This window comes from Salinifilum aidingensis (genome assembly GCF_054782015.1).
Map to the genome: position 1 here is coordinate 90055 of NZ_BAAGTH010000004.1, position 17865 is coordinate 107919.

At 71.2% G+C, this 17865-nt stretch carries 16 protein-coding genes and 1 pseudogene; 11 read left to right on the forward strand and 6 right to left on the reverse strand.

Annotated features, from left to right (window positions below; all coding sequences use genetic code 11):
* Positions 1–63: 63 nt before the first annotated feature.
* The 3 genes from ACYVJE_RS07380 to ACYVJE_RS07390 all read right to left on the reverse strand — a co-directional run bounded on the left by ACYVJE_RS07380 (position 64) and on the right by ACYVJE_RS07390 (position 3206).
* On the reverse strand, positions 64–1347 hold the full coding sequence (locus tag ACYVJE_RS07380) for an ABC transporter substrate-binding protein (protein ID WP_461143860.1): 1284 nt from the start codon (positions 1345–1347) through the stop codon (positions 64–66).
* Positions 1348–1372: 25 nt separating this feature from the next.
* Positions 1373–2167 carry a carbohydrate ABC transporter permease gene (locus ACYVJE_RS07385; RefSeq protein ID WP_461143861.1) on the reverse strand — a complete coding sequence of 265 codons (795 nt, stop codon included), beginning with the start codon at positions 2165–2167 and terminating at the stop codon, positions 1373–1375.
* Between the two features lie 64 nt (positions 2168–2231).
* On the reverse strand, positions 2232–3206 hold the full coding sequence (locus tag ACYVJE_RS07390; protein ID WP_461143862.1) for a carbohydrate ABC transporter permease: 975 nt from the start codon (positions 3204–3206) through the stop codon (positions 2232–2234).
* Between the two features lie 607 nt (positions 3207–3813).
* Here ACYVJE_RS07390 and ACYVJE_RS07395 point away from each other — a divergent pair.
* The 3 genes from ACYVJE_RS07395 to ACYVJE_RS07405 are packed head-to-tail and all read left to right on the forward strand — an operon-like array spanning position 3814 to position 6628.
* Positions 3814–4920, forward strand: a complete 1107-nt coding sequence (locus tag ACYVJE_RS07395) for a Gfo/Idh/MocA family protein (RefSeq protein WP_461144027.1) — start codon at positions 3814–3816, stop codon at positions 4918–4920.
* A 2-nt stretch (positions 4921–4922) separates the two neighbouring features.
* The gene (locus tag ACYVJE_RS07400; RefSeq protein WP_461143863.1) at positions 4923–5840 is read left to right on the forward strand and encodes a DUF6807 domain-containing protein; all 918 of its coding nucleotides are present in this window, start codon (positions 4923–4925) and stop codon (positions 5838–5840) included.
* A gap of 50 nt (positions 5841–5890) precedes the next feature.
* Positions 5891–6628: a cupin domain-containing protein gene (locus tag ACYVJE_RS07405; protein ID WP_461143864.1), complete on the forward strand. Its 738-nt coding sequence runs from the start codon at positions 5891–5893 to the stop codon at positions 6626–6628.
* Between the two features lie 434 nt (positions 6629–7062).
* On the opposite strand, the gene ACYVJE_RS07410 is transcribed toward ACYVJE_RS07405, so the two are convergent.
* Complete coding sequence (locus ACYVJE_RS07410) at positions 7063–7617, reverse strand: TetR/AcrR family transcriptional regulator C-terminal domain-containing protein (RefSeq protein WP_459156133.1); 555 nt, start codon at positions 7615–7617, stop codon at positions 7063–7065.
* 103 nt (positions 7618–7720) lie between these two features.
* On the opposite strand from ACYVJE_RS07410, the gene bioB reads away from it, so the two are divergent.
* From bioB to ACYVJE_RS07450, 8 genes are all read left to right on the forward strand, one after another.
* Positions 7721–8794 (forward strand): biotin synthase BioB, encoded by a 1074-nt coding sequence (bioB, locus tag ACYVJE_RS07415; protein WP_461143865.1) that lies wholly within the window; start codon positions 7721–7723, stop codon positions 8792–8794.
* On the forward strand, positions 8794–10053 hold the full coding sequence (locus tag ACYVJE_RS07420; RefSeq protein WP_461143866.1) for an adenosylmethionine--8-amino-7-oxononanoate transaminase: 1260 nt from the start codon (positions 8794–8796) through the stop codon (positions 10051–10053). The genes bioB and ACYVJE_RS07420 overlap by 1 nt, the downstream gene beginning before the upstream one ends.
* The gene (locus ACYVJE_RS07425; protein ID WP_461143867.1) at positions 10050–11264 is read left to right on the forward strand and encodes an 8-amino-7-oxononanoate synthase; all 1215 of its coding nucleotides are present in this window, start codon (positions 10050–10052) and stop codon (positions 11262–11264) included. The genes ACYVJE_RS07420 and ACYVJE_RS07425 overlap by 4 nt, the downstream gene beginning before the upstream one ends.
* Positions 11261–11935 (forward strand): dethiobiotin synthase, encoded by a 675-nt coding sequence (gene bioD / locus ACYVJE_RS07430; RefSeq protein WP_461143868.1) that lies wholly within the window; start codon positions 11261–11263, stop codon positions 11933–11935. The genes ACYVJE_RS07425 and bioD overlap by 4 nt, the downstream gene beginning before the upstream one ends.
* A gap of 71 nt (positions 11936–12006) precedes the next feature.
* A complete protein-coding gene (locus ACYVJE_RS07435) occupies positions 12007–12756 on the forward strand; it encodes a DUF427 domain-containing protein (protein ID WP_461143869.1) in 750 nt (249 codons plus the stop codon).
* Between the two features lie 108 nt (positions 12757–12864).
* Positions 12865–13563 carry a mycothiol-dependent nitroreductase Rv2466c family protein gene (locus tag ACYVJE_RS07440; RefSeq protein WP_461143870.1) on the forward strand — a complete coding sequence of 233 codons (699 nt, stop codon included), beginning with the start codon at positions 12865–12867 and terminating at the stop codon, positions 13561–13563.
* Between the two features lie 264 nt (positions 13564–13827).
* Positions 13828–16287: a heavy metal translocating P-type ATPase gene (locus ACYVJE_RS07445; protein ID WP_461143871.1), complete on the forward strand. Its 2460-nt coding sequence runs from the start codon at positions 13828–13830 to the stop codon at positions 16285–16287.
* 109 nt (positions 16288–16396) lie between these two features.
* Positions 16397–16828, forward strand: coding sequence for a MerR family DNA-binding protein (locus tag ACYVJE_RS07450; RefSeq protein ID WP_459156123.1), 432 nt, complete (start codon positions 16397–16399; stop codon positions 16826–16828).
* A 197-nt stretch (positions 16829–17025) separates the two neighbouring features.
* On the opposite strand, the gene ACYVJE_RS07455 is transcribed toward ACYVJE_RS07450, so the two are convergent.
* Positions 17026–17352 carry a Crp/Fnr family transcriptional regulator gene (locus tag ACYVJE_RS07455; RefSeq protein WP_461143872.1) on the reverse strand — a complete coding sequence of 109 codons (327 nt, stop codon included), beginning with the start codon at positions 17350–17352 and terminating at the stop codon, positions 17026–17028.
* Between the two features lie 112 nt (positions 17353–17464).
* Positions 17465–17794, reverse strand: a pseudogene (locus ACYVJE_RS07460) (cyclic nucleotide-binding domain-containing protein); the annotation flags it as partial.
* Positions 17795–17865 lie beyond the last annotated feature (71 nt).

Consider the following 17865-nt stretch of genomic DNA (forward strand, 5'->3'; position numbering starts at 1 on the left):
CCGGGCGGGGACCGGTCGGGTAGTGGTGGTGTTCTGCCTCCCGCTGCGGGAACCGCGGTGGCACTACCCCGTGGCCACCCGGAGTTCGCTGCTGAACTGGTCGATGCCTTCCGGAACCGACATGCGTCCGAAGAGGACCTTCTCGTTCACCCGGCGAGTGACTTCCTCGACTTCACCGGCGCCGGCCGGCGGAAGTTCGGGTGGGGACTGCACGCTGTCCTCGATCTCCGGGATGAACTGCGCGTAGCTGCGGTCCGCTGGCGGGAGCTGATGCAGGACGCGCTCACGAAGTCGCAGGTTCGCCGGCAAGCTCCGGTCGACGAGCATCAGGTCCGCCACGCGCGGATCGTTGACCAGAAAGTTGACGAACCGCGCGGCTTCCACGGGATTTCGAGTACCTGCGGCGATCGACCAGAACATCCCGTTTTTGAGGTACGTGCCCGGTTGTTGCCGCGCATCACCCGGAATGCGCAGGATGTGCAGGTCGGTCCCGGATGCTTCGCTGAGCAGGGGCAGTTGGTTGTTCCAGAAGAAGCCCATCGCCGCCTTGTTGGTCCCGACCAACGTCTGCTCCAGACCTGCCAGGCTGGTTTCCACTGTGATCGACGGAGGAGGCGCGGCCCCGGAACGCACCAGGCCGGTCAGATAACGCCACCACTCATCCGCGGTGCGCTGGGTGAACCCGGCCCCACCGCTCTCGGCGTAGAGCGCTTCTCCCCGCTGGCGCGCGTAGATCTCGAACAGCGTGTCGGCCGCGGCCGGGGGTGCTTCCACGCCGTACACCCCGTTCTCGGTGCCGTCGCTGATGCGCTGCGTGATCTCCGCGAAATCCTGCCACGTCCAGGTGGCGCTGTTGGGCAACGGCACGTTCGCGCGGTGGAAGATCTCCGGGTTCGCGGCCAGGCACAGCGCGTTGGAGCCGACCGGCAGGGCGTACATGTCCTGACCGATGGCCGTCGAGTCCATCGCCGAGCGGTCCAGATCCCTGGTGTCGATCACCTCCGACAGGTACCGGTTCAACCGCAGCAGAACTTCGTTGTCCGCGTATTCGCGAACGAACCGGGCGTCGTGCTGGATTATGTCCGGCGCCCTGCCGCCGGCGACGTTGGTGGCGAGCCGATCCCAGTAGTCGCTCCACCCGGTGTAATCCGATTCGATCCGAACGTGCTGATTCTCCTGCTCGTAGACCGAAATGATCTCGTGGGTGTATTCGTTCCGGGCGTCGCCGCCCCACCAGGCGAAACGCAGAGTGACCCGACCGGTCGGCGTGGAGCTGCCGCATGCCGAGGTCCCGAGGGCCAGCGCTCCCGCTCCGGCGGTCAGGCCGAGAAGCCGTCTCCGTGACATCACGCGCACAGCAGTAACCTCCGATTCACTTGAACCCCGTGGTCGCGAGACCCCGGACGAGATACTTCTGCCCGGCCAGGAAGAAGCCGAATATCGGGCCGAGCGAGAGGACCGACATGGCGAACAGAGGACCCCACGGTGTTTGCGTCGTGGCGTCCACGAAGGTGCGCAGGGCCACCGGAACCGTGTACATGTCGGGGTCTGTCAGGAAGATCAGCTGGCTGAAGAAGTCGTTCCAGGTCCAGATGAACGTGAAGATCGCGGTGGTGGCCAGCGCCGGAGTGCTCAGGGGGATGACGACCCGCCAGAAGATCCCGAAGTGGCCGCATCCGTCGAGACGGGCGGCCTCGTCCAACTCGCGGGGGATGCCGCGGATGAACTGCACCATCAGGAAGACGAAGAACGCGTCAGTGGCCAGGAACTTCGGGACGAGAAGCGGCCAGAACGTGTTGATCAAGCCGATCTGGGAGAACAGGATGTACTGCGGAACGATCAGCACGTGGATCGGCAGCATGATGGTGCCCAACATGATCGCGAACCACACGCGTTTGAACCTGAATTCCAGGCGTGCGAACGCGTAGGCGGCGGACGAGCACGCCAGCAGGTTGCCGGCGATCGCCCCGCCCACCACGATCAACGAGTTCACGATGTAGTGGCCGAAGTTCCGGTCCAGACCGCTCCAGCCTTCCGGGTAGTTGCCGGCAGTGACGTTTTCCGGGAGCAGGCCGGGGTTGCGGAAGATCTCCGCGGTCGGTTGGAACGAGCTGCTGAGCATCCAGATCAGCGGATACAGCATCAGCAGGCCGAACAGGATCAGCACCAGGTGAGTGCCCCAGCGCCGTCTCGGCCGTGGGCGGGGTGACGCGGGCTCGGGCACAGCCTTCTCATTCGTCGCCATAAAACACCCAGAACCTCGAAACCAGGAAATTCGCGGCGGTCAGTGCGGCCACGATCAGAAGCAGCACCCAGGCCAGGGCCGATGCGTAGCCCATGTCGAAGTTGCCGAAGCCGCGCTCGTAGATGTAGAGCGTGTAGAACAATGTCGAATCGGCGGGTCCGCCGGTTCCGTTGCTGACGACGAACGACTGGGTGAATGCCTGGAACGCGATGATCGTTTGCAGGATCAGGTTGAAGAAGATGATCGGGCTGAGCAGCGGCAGGGTCACGGAGAAGAATCGACGTACCGGTCCGGCCCCGTCGATCGCGGCGACTTCGTAGTACGCGTTCGGCAGTTGCCGCAGGCCGGCCAGGAAGATCACCATCGGTGAGCCGAACGTCCAGACGTTCAGGATGATCAGCGTGCCCAGTGCGAAGTCCGGATGTGAAACCCAACCTGGCGCGTTCTCGATGCCGAAGAACGACAGCGCACTGTTGATCAACCCGTCGGCGCCGAAGATCTGCCGCCACAGGATCGCTACGGCCACGCTGCTGCCCAGCAGCGATGGCAGGTAGTAGACGGAGCGGTAGATTGTCAGCCCGCGCAGCCCGCGGTCCAGAACCATCGCCAGCAGCAGGGCGAAGCCGAGTTGCAGCGGCACGGACACGAACACGTAGGTGAACGTGACCCGCAGTGCCTCGTAGAACCGCGGGTCGGTCAGCATGCGCTGGTAGTTGTCCAACCCGGCCCACTGTGGCGCAGAAAGGAGGTTGTAATCGGTGAAGGAAAGGTAGGCAGAACCCAGCACCGGACCGATCGTGATCAGGAACAGGCCGAGGAACCAGGGGGCCAGGAAGACGTACGGCACCACGCGTGCGGGAAGCTCCGGCGATCGCGGTCGCCGCCCTCGTGCCGATTTCCCCGCAGCCGCTGGTGCGTCGGGTTCAGCGCGCGTCTCGGTTCGTTCGCCGGCCGTCGACATGGAGTGATCACCTCGCGAACCTCGGGTGCGCGGTGCGCCGGCGCCGTGCTCGGACTTCTGCACCGCTGACTGCGTCGCGGTTTCCGGAACGGCCGGTTCGGGCGCGCTTACCTACCATGGACTTCTCCTTTTTGGCAGGTCACCGGCGGGTGTGGCCGGCTGAGCAGCGGCGAGTTGTCGGATGCCACAAATGTGCGGCCGATGCTGCTAATGGTGGGAATGCGCTTTCCGACGGTATCCGACGACTGTCGCCCGGTCAACGAGTCGGCGACGTCGCGCACCAGCTTCCGCGTTCGCCCTGCCGGGGAGTGGCAAGCGCGGCATCTGCCGCGATCCGCTGCGTACTTCCGGACTCACCCTTCCGCGCGGCCCTTTCCAGCTACGGATCCCTCTACTGAGGACGGATTCGTCCGCCCGGGGGGGAGGTGTTGCTTCGGGTGGGCCCGGCCGGTGACGCCCGGAGCGCACTCGCGCTGCCGTCGGAGTCGACGCCCGCTGGTTGCGATGGGTCGGTTTCGCCTCTTGTGGTCGGTGCAACAGCAGCGGTATCTTCGCGTTGCTCGTGAAAGCGTTTTCCAGACCTGGAAGGGCGGGAGGAGCAGCCACGTTGACCGCATCCCCTCGTCTCCGCGCCGCCGTCGTCGGCACCGGAGGCATCGCCGCCAGACACCGGACCGCCTACGCGGAGCTGCGCGGAGATGTCGAACTGGTCGCCGCAGTCGACGTCGACGGCGAGCGCGTCCGCGAATTCTGCAGCACGACCGACGGTGCCCGGCCGTACGACGACCTGACGGACATGCTCGCCGCGGAGCGGCCGGACTTGGTCTCCGTGTGCACACCGCCGTCGCTGCATCGCGACGCCGTGCTGACCTGCCTCGAAGCTGGTGCGTGGGTGTGGTGTGAAAAGCCGCCGGTGCTGTCGCTGTCCGAATACGACACCATCGCCGCAGCAGAGCGTTCTGGCGGGCCTCACGTATCGTTCGTGTTCCAACACCGCTTCGGTGCCGCCGCCGAGCACGCTCGCAATCTGCTCCGCTCCGGAGAACTGGGCGAGCCGGCAGTGGCGCACTGCCAGACCACCTGGTACCGCGACGCCGCGTACTTCCAGGTGCCGTGGCGCGGCAAATGGGAAACCGAAGGTGGTGGCCCCACGGTCGGGCACGGCATCCACCAGATGGACCTGCTGCTGCATCTGCTCGGCCCCTGGGAAGAAATCAGCGCGATGACGGCCCGGCTCGTGCACGACGTGGAAACCGAAGACGTCTCCACCGCCCTGGTGCGGTTCTCCTCGGGAACGGTGGCCACCGTCGTCAACAGCGTTCTCTCGCCCGACCAGGTCAGTCGCATCCGCCTGGACTGCACCGAGGCGACCGTCGAGCTGACGCACCTCTACGGCTACGGCAACGACGACTGGACCTACGTTCCCGCACCGCACGTGGACGATGAGCAGCGCGTCGCGCGGTGGCGCACACCTGCCGAAGACCACCGCAGCTCGCACACCGCGATGCTGCGCAGGCTGATCACAGCGCTGCGCACCGGCAGGCGGCCAATGTGCAGCGGGGAGGACGGCCGTGCTGCCCTGGAGCTGATCACCGCCCTCTACAAGGCCGCCAGCACCGGAACCACCGTCCGCTCGGGGGAGATCGATGCTTCCGATTCCTTCTACACCGCCTTGCACGGCGGTTCCCCCGAACTCCTGATCGGAAAGGAATGAGGATGGGTGAGAGCATCGCCGTCACGCACGAGCACGGCGAGCGGATCGCCGTCGCCTGCGGGGCCGTCGAGCTGATGTCGTACGTCTACCGCCCGGACCCGGTGGCCTTCGAGTCGCCCAAGCCCTACGCGCACCCGCTGCGCACGCTCGCCGGTCACGTCGTGACCGGCTACCGGCCCCACGACCACAGGTGGCACAAGGGCCTGCAGATGACCGCCAGCCACGTTTCCGGGCAGAACTTCTGGGGCGGCAACACCTATGTGCCCGGCGCCGGGTACCAGGAGCTGCCCGAGCGCGTCGGGGCGATGCGCCACGACGCGTTCGACTCCGTCGACGTCGCCGACGACCGCCTCGACCTCGTCGAACGGCTCACGTGGACGGCGCACGGCGGCGCGGAGTGGGCCGGCGAGCGGCGCGCCGTCTCGGTGCACTCGGTTGATCCCGCCGCGGGCACGTGGGTGCTCGACTGGTCGATCGAGCTGACCAACCTGTGCGCGGGCCCTCTGCACTTCGGCTCGCCGACGACCGCCGGTCGGGAGATGGCCGGATACACCGGGCTGCACTGGCGCGGACCGCGCGAGTTCACCGGTGGCGACGTGCTCGGACCCGGCGACCTCGGTGGGGAGGGCATGATGGGCCGGCAGGCACCGTGGCTGGCCTTCGTCGGCGAGCACGACGCCGCGGACGCGCACTCCACCCTCGTCTTCGCGCACGCGCCCGACAACGACGCGGCCATCCACGAATCGCACTGGTTCGTCCGCTCCGCGCCCATTCCCGTCGTGGCGTTCTCCTGGGCCTTCTTCGAGGAGTTCGCGCTCGAGCCCGGTGCGCGGTTCCGCTACCGCTACCGCGTGCTCATCGCCGACGGCGCCTGGGACCGCGCACGCGTCGAACGCGCCCTCACCGCGCACCCCTGGTGAGAGCCACGCTGCACTGTCTTGACCGTTCCACGCCGCAGGAGGTCGATGAGATGACGTATTCCGCCCCGCTGCCCGGTGCGATCGGGATATCGCACCTGAGCGCGTACGAATGGCAAGCAGAGGACGGCGTGTGCGGCGGCAGTCCCCACGTGCACCTGGTGTGCACGGAGGCCTACGTGGTCACCTCGGGCAGGGGAGCGGTGCAGACGCTCACCGTCGGCGGGTACCGCGAGACCCCGCTGGAACCGGGCGTGATCGCGTGGTTCACACCCGGCACCGTGCACCGCATGGTCGCCGAGCAGGAGCTGCGGGTCACGGTGCTGATGCAGAACGGCGGTCTTCCGGAAGCCGGTGACGCGGTGTTCACGTTCCCGCCGGAGGTCCTCGCCGACTCCGCGGAGTACGCCCGCGCCGCAACCCTGCCAGCGGGGTCCGACGCGGAGGAGGCGGCGCGACATCGGCGCGATCTCGCCGTCTCCGGCTACCTGGACCTGCGGCGGTCGTTGCTCGACGGCGACGCGGAACCCCTGCGCGCGTTCCACCGCGCCGCGGCCGCACTGGTCGCACCCTGGGTGGAGCACTGGCGCTTCCGGTGGCGCGACGGTGCGCTGGCCGCGGCGAACCGCAGCGGTGAGCACATCGACGCGCTGCTCGCGGGCGATCCCTCACATCTGGCGGCGTCCGAAGTGCACAGCAGCGGGCCGTCGAAGTGCGGCGGGTACGGCATGTGCGGTAGGCGCAGCGAGTACGAGATCCCCGGGGTGACCTTCCCCTACGGCGGGGAGTGAGCAGGAGTTCGCGTATTCCTGGAGCGATCCCGACCGCTCCGTGGACGAGCGGCAGCGGTACCAGCTCGACCGCACCCGGCTGGGCGTCCCGGCGGACCGCGGAACGCTCCGCGGTGTTGCTGGCCAACGACGGCGGTGCGTCGCCGGGGATCCCAGCGTTCGCTCGATCGTCCTCATCGGACCGGGTGCCGAGGATCCACGTATGTTCCTGGGGGCGCTACTCCTACCCCGACCACGTTCTCCCGCGCTTTTCCGGATCCGGACCCGGTATCGCCGTACTGTCCACGACGGAGGATCCGCGCCCGAATTGCCCGATGTGTCGGTGTCTCACGCGCGGGGGTGCCCGGAGTGCAGGCAGGGCTGGTCGAAGCGGTGCAGGCCGGCGGGACGCCGGTCGTCCTCGTCTCCGGACGCCCCTGCGCCCTCCTGGTGGGTCAACCGCCGACCCTGGCCCGGAGGCCGTCGAGCACGAGCTCGAGCCCGCGCTCGAAATCAGCGGGTCCTCCGGGCGTCCGGTCGATCGCTCCGGCGCTCGTGGCCTGCAGCGCGGTCTGCTCCTCCGTGGTGTGCCCGAAGACGAGGTGCAGCAGGGCGCGGGTGGCGACGTCGACCAGGTCCTCGGGCAGGCCGCCGTCGCGCAAGGCCTCCCGCAGCTGCTCGGTGGGCTCGCCGGCACCGAGGCCGAAGGTGTGCGCGGTGACGACCACCTCGGCTCCGTCCCGGTAGGCGAGCATCGCGTCCCGGAGCTCGCCGCAGAGCTCGACCACGCGCTGGTCCCACGCCTGCGCCCGGCGGGGGCGCCGGCCCCGGCGCACGATCTCGTCGGCGATCGCGGCCAGCAGCGTCTGCTTGTTCGGCACGTGGTGGTAGAGCGCGCTCGGCTGCACGCCGAGCTCGGTGGCCAGCCGCCGCATCGTCAGCGACTCCAGCCCGTACTCGTCGAGGACCGCGAGGGCGCGGTCGATGACATCGCTCCGGTGGTAGCGCACGTGAACCCTTCCCGTTTGACCGCTCGGGCCTCCCAGTATAGCCTGAACAGCGTTCAGGTGAACGCCGTTCAGGTCGCCGCACCAGCCGACACCGGGAGGAGCCATGAGCCCCACCTTCCACGAGCTCGCCGACGGGGTCCTCGGCGGGACCCCGGCCACCCCCGAGGACGCCCTCGCGGTGCTGCGCGCCGACGAGTCCGAGCTGATGGACGTGGTGGCCGCAGCCGGCAGGCTGCGCCGCGCGCACTTCGGCAACACGGTGAAGGTGAACTACCTGGTCAACCTCAAGTCGGGCATGTGCCCGGAGAACTGCAACTACTGCTCGCAGGCGCTCGGCTCCGACGCGCCCATCCTCAAGTACTCGTGGCTGTCGAAGGACGAGGCGCTCGAGCAGGCCGGCGCGGGGATCCGGGGCGGGGCCGGCCGAGTCTGCCTGGTCGCCTCGGGGCGCGGCCCGTCCTCCCGGGACATCGACAAGGTCACCGAGATGGTCGGAGCGCTCAAGGGGGAGAACCCCGACGTCGAGGTCTGCGCCTGCCTGGGCTTCCTGAAGGAGGGGCAGGCCGAGCGGCTCAAGGACGCCGGGGTCGACGCCTACAACCACAACATCAACACCGCCGAGAGCAACCACGCCAACATCGTCCAGACCCACACCTACGACGACCGGGTCGACACCGTGCAGAAGGCGAAGGGCGCGGCGCTCTCGCCCTGCTCCGGCCTGATCGCCGGGCTGGGCGAGACCGACGAGCAGCTGGTCGAGGCGCTGTTCGCGCTGCGGGACCTGGACTCCGACTCGATCCCGGTCAACTTCCTGATGCCGTTCGACGGAACCCCGTTCGAGGACACGTGGGAACTCACCCCCGCCTACTGCGTGCGGGTCCTGGCGATGGCGCGCTTCGTCTGCCCGGACAAGGAGGTCCGCATCGCCGGCGGCCGCGAGATGCACCTGCGCTCGCTGCAGTCGATCGCGCTGCACGTCGCCAACTCCCTCTTCCTCGGCGACTACCTCACCTCGGAAGGGCAGGAGGCCAGGGCGGACCTGGAGATGATCCGCGACAACGGCTTCGTCGTGCTGGGGTCCGAGGAGGAGCGAGCCCAACGGGTCGAACAGCCGGAACCGATCGACCCGTCGATCCGCCGCCGCGGAGCGGGCACCGACGTCCTGCCGAACGCCTGATGACTCCCGGGGAACTGCTCGCGTACGACCGCGAACACCTGTGGCACCCGTACACCTCGATGCTCGACCCCGCTCCGACGCGGCTGGTCACCGGCGCGTCGGGGAGCCGGATCAGCATCGACGGCGTCGGCGAGGTGGTCGACGGCATGGCGTCGTGGTGGTCGGCCATCCACGGCTACCGGCACCCGGCGCTCGACGAGGCGCTGCGTCGCCAGGTCGACCGGATGTCGCACGTCATGTTCGGCGGGCTCACCCACGAACCGGCGGTCGAGGTGGCCCGGCGCCTGGTCGAGCTGACGCCGGCAGGTCTCGACCGCGTCTTCCTCGCCGACTCCGGCTCGGTGAGCGTCGAAGTGGCGATGAAGATGGCGCTGCAGTACCAGCGCGGGGCCGGCCGCCCGGAGCGGACCCGCTTCCTCACCGTCCGCGGCGGTTACCACGGCGACACCTTCGACTGCATGAGCGTGTGCGACCCGGAGGGCGGCATGCACGCGATGTGGTCCGGGCTGCTGCCGGAGCAGGTCTTCGGCGAACGCCCGCCCCGGCGAGGCGGTGACGTCGAGGCGTGGGCCGCGGGTTTCCGCGCGCTCGCGGCCGAGCACTCCGACCGGCTCGCCGGGCTGGTCGTGGAACCGCTGCTGCAGGGTGCCGGCGGGATGCACCCCTATCCGGCCGAGTGCCTGCGGGTCTTCCGCGAGGTCGCCGACGAGCACGGGCTGGTGCTGGTCTTCGACGAGATCGCCACCGGATTCGGCCGCACCGGAACGCTGTTCGCCACCGAGGCCGGCGGGGTCGCGCCGGACGTGCTGTGCCTCGGCAAAGCGCTCACCGGCGGGTACATGACGATGGCAGCCGCGCTGTGCACGTCCGAAGTGGCCCGCGGACTGTCCACGAGCGACTCCGGCGTGCTCATGCACGGGCCCACGTTCATGGGCAATCCGCTCGCCTGCGCCGTCGCCGCGGCGAGCCTGGACCTGCTGGCCAGCGGTGGCTGGGCGGACGACGTGGTGCGGATCAACACCGGTCTGCAGCAGCTGCACGAGATCGACGCCGTCGACGTGCGCGTGCTCGGCGCGGTCGGCGCGGTGCAGCTCGAGCACCCGATCGACGTGGAGAAGGCGACGGAAGCGGCGTTGTCCCGGGGAGTTTGGCTGCGCCCGTTCCGCGACCTCATCTACACCATGCCGCCCTACGTGTGCACCGACGAGGACATCGCCGCCATCTGCGCGGCGATCGCGGCGGCTTCGGAGGCCGCATGATCGACGACGGGGCCGGGACTGATCGTGCGGGCCGACCGGGTGCGGGTGTCCCGCAGGGCACCGGAGGCCGCACGAGCGGATGGGACGAGTGGTTCGCCGAGCAGCGGGTCGCGCGCGAGGAGGCGGGCCTGCAGCGCGTGTTGCGGCCGCGGGCGGTCCGCGAGGAGGCCGTCGACCTCGCGGGCAACGACTACCTGGGGCTGAGCGGCCACCCCGACGTGCGGCAGGCCGCCGCCGACGCCGCGCTCGCCTGGGGCGCCGGGGCGGGTGCCTCCCGGCTGGTCACCGGCACCACCGCGCTGCACGTCGAGTTGGAGCGCGAGTTCGCCGAGTTCACCGGGCGCGCGGCGGCGCTGGTCCTCTCGACCGGGTACCACGCCAACCTGTCCGCGGTGACGGCGCTGGCGGACAAGCACTCGCTGATCATCTCCGACGCGCACGTGCACGCCTCGCTGATCGACGCCGCGCGGATGTCCCGGGCGGCGATCGAGGTGGTCGGCCACAACGACGTGTCCGCGGTCCGGGACGCGCTGGCCGGTGCCGGCGGCCGGCGGACGATCGTGCTGACCGAGTCGGTCTTCTCGGTGCTCGGTGACGCCGCCCCGCTCGCGGACCTGGCCGCGGCCTGCGCCGAGCACGACGCGCTGCTCGTCGTCGACGAGGCGCACGGGATCGGCGTGCTCGGCGACGGCGGCCGGGGACTGGTGCACGAACACGGCCTCGCCGGGCATCCGCACGTGGTGATGACCGCGACGCTGTCGAAGGCGCTCGGTGCGATGGGCGGAGCCGTCCTCGGCTCCGCCGCGCTGATCGACCACCTCACCAACCGGTCCCGCCCGTTCATCTTCGACACCGGCCTGGCACCGGCGCCCACCGCCGCGGCGCTGGCCGCGCTCCGGCAGCTGCGCCGGCACCCCGAGTTGCCCGCGCAGATCCACGAGCGCGGTGGCGAGCTGGCCGACCGGCTCGGAGTGCCGCGGTCGGACGGCGCCGTGCTCTCGGTCCCGATGCCCTCGCCGCGGACCGCGGTGGCCGCGCAGGACGCGGCGCTGGCCTCCGGTGTCCGCGTCGGGTGCTTCCGGCCGCCGTCCGTGCCGGACGGGATCTCGCGGCTGCGGATCACCAACCGCAGCGGCCTCGACGACGCGCTCTGGGCGCGGGCCGCGCACGTGCTCATCGGTGTCGTCGACGACCACCGGGGGCGCTCGTGATCACCATCGTGACGGGCACCGACACCGGTGTCGGCAAGACCGTGGCCACCGCGGCGCTCGCCGTCCGCTCCGGACCGGGTGCGCTCGTCGTCAAGCCGGCCCAGACCGGCGCCGCCACCGACGAGCCCGACAGCTCCGCGGTGCGGCACCTCGCCGGCTGCGATGTCGTCGAGCTCACCCGGCTCGACGACCCGCTCGCGCCGGACACGGCCGCCCGGCTGCGCGGTGTCGGGATCCCCCCGATCAGCGAGCACGCCGCCCGCATCCGCGAGCTGGCCGCGACCCGCGAGACCGTGATCGTCGAGGGATCCGGCGGTGTCCTGGTCCGGCTCGACACCGACGGCGGCACGCTGCCGGACCTCGCCGCCGAACTCGCCCGGGACCACCCGGTGCGGGTGTACGTCGTGACCCGCCTCGGCCTCGGCACCCTCAACCACACCGCGCTCACCGTCGACGCGCTGCGCGGGCGGGGGTTGGAACCGGCCGGGCTGGTCCTCGGCGCGGTTCCGGGGGAGCTCGGCCTGGCCGAGGAGTGCAACCTCGCCGAGCTGCCGCGCGTGAGCGCAGTGCCGATCGTGGCCGCTCTTCCCGAGGACGTCGGTGGCCTCCCCCCGGAACGCTTCCGGGAGCGGGCCGCCTCGTGGCTGGCAGGCCACCTCGCGGAGAGGTGATCACCGGCGGTTCCGTCGCCGACCTCCCGCGTCCCCTCGCCGGCGGCGCGCGCGTGCGTCACGATGGCGGTATGAGCACGACATCGGAGGCGGTGCGCGTCGAGCGGTCCGCGAAACGGGTGCGGGCCTACCTCGGCGGGCGCCTGGTGGTGGATACGCGACGCCCGGTGCTGGTGTGGGAGAAGCCGTACTACCCCACGTACTACCTGCCGGCAGCGGACGTCCACGCGGTGCTGGAACCGACTGGCACCGCCCCGGGACGTGCGGATCTCGGCAGCGGCGAGGTCTTCCACGTGCAGGTGGGGGAGGCCCGGGCCGCGGAGGCCGCGGTCCGCTACCCCGAGTCCGCCGTCGGCGAGCTGCGCGACCTGGTGCGCATCGAGTGGGGCGCGATGGACCAGTGGTTCGAGGAGGACGAGCCCGTGTACGTGCATCCGCGCGATCCGTACACGCGCGTCGACATCCTCGAGAGCTCGCGGCACGTGGTGGTGCGGATCGGCGGTGTCGTGGTCGCGGATTCGCACCGCCCGCACGTCCTCTTCGAGACCGGGCTGCCGCCGCGGTACTACCTGCCGCTGACCGACGTGCGCGTCGACCTGCTGCGCCCGTCCGAGCACCGGACCCGGTGCCCGTACAAGGGGACCGCGTCGTACTGGAGCGCGGTCATCGACGGCACCGAGCACACCGATGTCGTGTGGTGCTACCGCGCGCCCCTTCCCGAGAGCCAGAAGATCGCCGGTCTCGCCTGCTTCTACGACGAACGCGTCGACACCGAGGTGGACGGGCAGCCGCAGGAGCGCCCGCGGACCCCGTTCTCCTGAGCGACTCCGCCACCGGCGCCCGCCGCGGCGCGGGCGCAGGCACCGGTGGGAGCGTCGTCGCCGGGGCGTTGCCGCGCGCGACCAGTCGCGAATGCGAGGTGCAGGAACGTGCGCGACGAGCACATCGAGTTCTTCTTCGACCCGGTCTGCCCCTTCTGCTGGGTCACCGCGCAGTGGGTGCGCTCGGTGGCCGCGCAGCGCCCGCTCGGCGTGCGGTGGCGTCCGCTGTCGCTGCGGGTGCTCAACGAGCCGATCGGCTACGAGGGCAAACCGGCCGCCTACCCGCAGGCCCACCAGCGCGGGCTGGAGATGCTCCGCGTGGTCGCCGCGGCCCGGGCCGCGCACGGCGACGAGGTGGTCGGTGAGCTCTACCGGGCGCTGGGCGAGGCGGTCTGGAACGTCGAACCGCCCGCGGAGGAGAGCTTCGAGGCCGTGCTGGCGAGCACCGCCGCCGGGCGCGACCTGGCCGGCGTGCTCGAGTTCGCCGGCCTGCCCCGCGGACTCGCCGAAGCGGCCGCGGACGCGGGCTGGGACGCCGAGCTGCGCACCGAGACGGAGGAGGCCGTCCAACGCGCCGGTGGTGGCGTGGGCACGCCGGTCCTGTCGTTCGACCCGCCGGACGGGCCCGCCCTGTTCGGTCCGGTCATCGATCGCGCCCCGGAGAGTGGTGAGGCCCTGCGGCTGTGGGACGCGACCGCCACCCTCGCCCGCTGGCCGGGGTTCGCCGAGCTCAAGCGCAGCCTGCGCAGCTTCCCGGACACGCCGCTGAGCAGTCGCATCTCCGGGACGGGCACGCAGGTGCGGTGACCGCGGAGGCAACGGGGCGGCTCGGCCGTCCCGCACCTCGTGCACCGGGTCCGACCTGCGGGGTCAGCGCGCCGAACCCGCGACCACCCCTGCGGATCGCCGTCCCCGTGCCTGCTGCGTGAGCGCGGCGGCGCACGGTACCCATCCGGTCGGCGCAGGAGTTCCGAAGCCCGCCCGTCCTCGAGGTTGACCTTCCCCCGAGGGCGAGGTTCTAGCTTGCCTCCCAGCGGGAAGAACCAGCTTCGCAGGCCAGGAGGGCGAGCGATGAGCACGGCCACCGAGGAACGTACGCAGCTGTGGGAGTCCGAGCCGAGTCCGCATCCGGGGCACCGGCGGGTCCGGGCGAAGGTCGCGGGCCTGCACTGCTCGTTGTGCACGGGCACGATCGAGAAGACCCTCGGCCGGCTGGACGGGGTCGGCCAGGTCGCGGTGAGCCTGACGCACGAGCAGGTGCTGGTCGACTACGAGGCCGAGCGGATCACCCCGGAGCGGATCCTGGGCGACCTGCGCGACGTCGGCTACGAGCTGTACGACCCGCGCAAGCTGCGCGCCTTCGCCGACGAGGAGCGCGACCTCGTCCGCGAGGGAAAGCGGTTGCTGGGTGCGGTGGCCGCGAGCCTGACCGCGATCGGACTCATCGCCGAGCTCGCCGGGATCTGGTCGGTGCTGGTGCCGCTGACCGTGGTGGCGTTGATGGTGCCGGTCTCCTACGCGGTGCTGCGCCGCGCCGGCCGGGCGGTGGCGGGGAGCGGCGCGCTGGCCGTCGTGGCACCCGGGGTGGCCGCGCTCGTCCTGCGCGGCACCGGTGCGCTGGACCCACCGGTGCTCGGCTGGGTGGCCGGACTCCTGGCCGCGGCCGTGGTCGCCGGGGTGGCCCCGCACATCCTGCGGATGGCCTACCAGTCCGCGCGGCGCGGCGTCCTCAACCAGCACGTGCTGCTGGAGGTCGGCGCGTTCGCCGGCATCACCGGTGGCGTGATCGGGCTGACCGGCCTGCTGCCCGGGTACCCCACGGCGGCGTTCTTCGCCGTGTCGGTGCTGGTGGCGAACTACCACGTCTTCTCCGAGTGGCTCTCGCTGCTGGTCAAAACCCGCTCCAGCCAGGCGGTCAAGAAGCTGCTGGACCTGCAGCCCGACCTGGCCCGCGTGGTGGGCGCCGACGGCGCCGAATCCGAGGTGCCGGTCGAGGACGTCGCAGTCGGCCGGCGCATCCGCATCCGCCCGGGCGAGCGCGTCCCGCTGGACGGCCGCATCGTCTCCGGGGAGTCGGCGATCGACTTCTCGCTGGTCACCGGTGAAGCCGTGCCGGCGGAGCGCGGCCCGGGCGGCGAGGTCGTCGGCGGGGCGATCAACGGCACCGGCAGTCTGGTGGTGGAGGTGGCGGCGACCGGCGCGGAGGGGTTCCTCGCCCAGGTCGTCCGCCACGTGGAGGACTCCCGCGCGCTCAAGCCGGGCATCCTGCACCTGGTCGACCGGGTGCTGCGGATCTACACCCCCACCGTGCTGACGATCTCCGCGCTGGCGCTGCTGGTCTGGCTGACCGGCACGTGGGTGTTCGCCGGCGAGCCCGACGTGCGCCGGGCGGTGTTCGCCGCGCTGTCGGTGCTGGTGATGGGCTACCCCTGCGCGGTGGGCATCGCCGCTCCGCTGGCCATCGTGCGCGGCACCGGGCAGGCCGCGGACCGGGGCGTGGTGATGCGCACCGGCGAGGCGTTCCAGACCTTCCGGCTGGTGCGGGCCGTCGTGCTGGACAAGACCGGCACGCTCACCGAGGGCAGGCCGACCGTGCGCGACGTGCGCGCCACCGCCACCGGCGAGGACGAGCTGCTGGAGCTGGCGGCAGCGGCGGAGCAGCACTCCGAACACCCGCTGGCCCGCGCGATCGTCGACACCGCCCGGAACCGGGGCGTGCCCGTGCCCGAGGCCGAGGACTTCGAGTCGGTCCCCGGTGCCGGGGTGCGCGCCACCGTGCGCGGGCGGGACGTGCTCGTCGGCAAGCCGGAGCTCCTCGCGGAGTCCGGTGCGGACACCGCGGGGCTCGCTGTGCGGAGCGAGCAGCGGGAGGACTCCGGGCACACCGTGATCGCCGTGGCAGCCGGTGGAGCCGTCCTCGGAGCGCTGGCGCTGGGCGACGAGCCGCGCCCGGACGCCGCCGAGGCGGTCGCAGCCATGCGCGAGCGCGGTGTGGAGCCGGTGCTGGTCACCGGGGACGACGAGCGGGCGGCGCGGTACGTCGCCGCGCGCCTCGGCATCGACGACGTCCGTGCCGGCGTGCGCCCGGAGGGCAAGGCCGCCATCGTGCGCGAGCTGCAGGCCGGCGGCACGCGGGTGGCCGTGGTCGGCGACGGCATCAACGACGCGCCCGCGCTGATGCAGGCCGACGTGGGCATCGCCGCCGGTGGCGGCACGGACATCGCCGTGGAGTCCGCGGACGTCGTGCTGCTGCGCGAGGACGTGACCGCCGTGCTCGACGCCCGGGAGGTCAGCGCCCGGGCCTACCGGCGCACCCGGGTGAACGTGGGCTTGGCGTTCACCTTCAACGGCATCGGGATCCCGCTGGCCACCACCGGGCTCGTCTACCCCGTGTGGGCCATGATCGCCATGGCCGCCTCGGTGACCTCCATCTTCGTCAACTCCATCGGCACCCGCCCGTCGCTGCTGCTGGAGGCCGTCGGCAGCCTCGGCCGGATCGATCCGGACGCGGGGGAGCGCACCACCGGGTGAACTGCGCTTTCGCCGAGGCCGCGGTGCTGGTGGGCCCCGGCTTCGAACGGAGGGGGCCTCGAACGGAGGGGCGACAATGGGCGGACGAGCCCGCGAAGGAGGGATCGCCATGGTGCACACCGTCGGCGGCGCGGCCGGGATCGTCGGGGTCTCGGCCAAGGCCATCCGGTTGTGGGAGGCCAAGGGCCTGCTGCCCGCGGCCGAGCGCACCGCGTCCGGCTACCGCCTGTTCACCGACGGCGACATCGCCGTGCTGCAGTTCATCCGCCGCGCCAAGACCCTCGGGCTCACCCTGCCGGAGATCAAGAACATCCTCGACCTGCAACGCCGGGGAAGCGTGCCGTGCGACCGGGTCACCGCGCTGCTCGACGAGCGCATCAACGACATCGACCGGACCCTGGTCGAGCTCCGCGCGCTCCGCACCACGCTGGCCTCCGTGCGCGAGAACGCGCGCAACGACCAGCGCCGCGGCGCGAGCGCCACCGTCTGCCGCATCATCGAGACCCCGGCCGAGCACGGTGACGCGGGCTCCGAGGCGTAGCTGCGTGCGGAGAGCAGCGCTGCTCTCCGCGAACCGCCCCGCGTGAGCAGCCGGAGCGGGGCGCACCGGTCGGGACCCGCGGTGCTCGCCGGGAGGAGGGAAGGTTCCGGTGCGGACGCCGGGCGTGCGCGCCCGGCCGTGACGCTGCCCTCCGCGCAGCGGTGGATCGTGCGGCAGTTGCCGGTGCTGTGCCGCGTTCACACCTCCGGCGGGGAGCCGCCGGGAACCCGGCCGCCGCTTTCGGCGTAGGTCAGCAGCCGCTTCCGGTCGGTGACGGTGATCTTCCCGCGGTGCAGCCGGACGAGTCCCCGCTCGGCCAGCTCCCCCAAGGCGGTGGTGGTGCGTTCCCGGGTGGCGTTGGCCAGACCGGCGAGCTGGTGATGGGTCAATCGGACCGGTTCGGGGGCGGTCTCCGGCGGAGCCCCCTTCGTCAGGGTCCACAACGTGCCGGCCAGTCGCTGCGGGAGGCTCTTCGACGCCAGGTCGGTCAGGCGGCGTTCGAGCTCGGCGATCCGCTCGGTCATGGATCCGCTCGGTCATGTGCTCGACGATGCGGGTGGCGATCCGCGGGTCGGCCAGCAGCAGCTGCCGCACGTCGTGCAGACCCATCAGGCACAGTTGCGACGGTTCCAGGGCCTCGGCCCAGTCCTCGCCCATCCGCAGTCCGATGAGCGGGAGGTCTCCGAACACGGTGCCGCGGCCGAGCAGCGCGGTGGTCACGGTCTGTCCCGCGGAGCCGATCCGGTACAGGCGCACCCGGCCGCGCTTGATGATGAACAGCGCCTCGGCCGGGCGCTGCGGGCTGTAGAGCACTTGCCCCGCAGGGACGTCGCGCAGCGGGGCACGCGCTCCCAGGTCGGCCATCTCCCGCCGGGAGAGGCCCTGGAAGAGGTCGACTTCGGACAAGCAGTAGTGGTTCTCGTGCACCGGCAGGTCCTCCGGCGATGGTGGGGCACTGGCCACCATCGTCCCGCCTCGGCGGTTGTCCAGCCGCTCGAGGTGCGGCGCCGCAGGACCGGTGCTTACGCGCAGTGCCC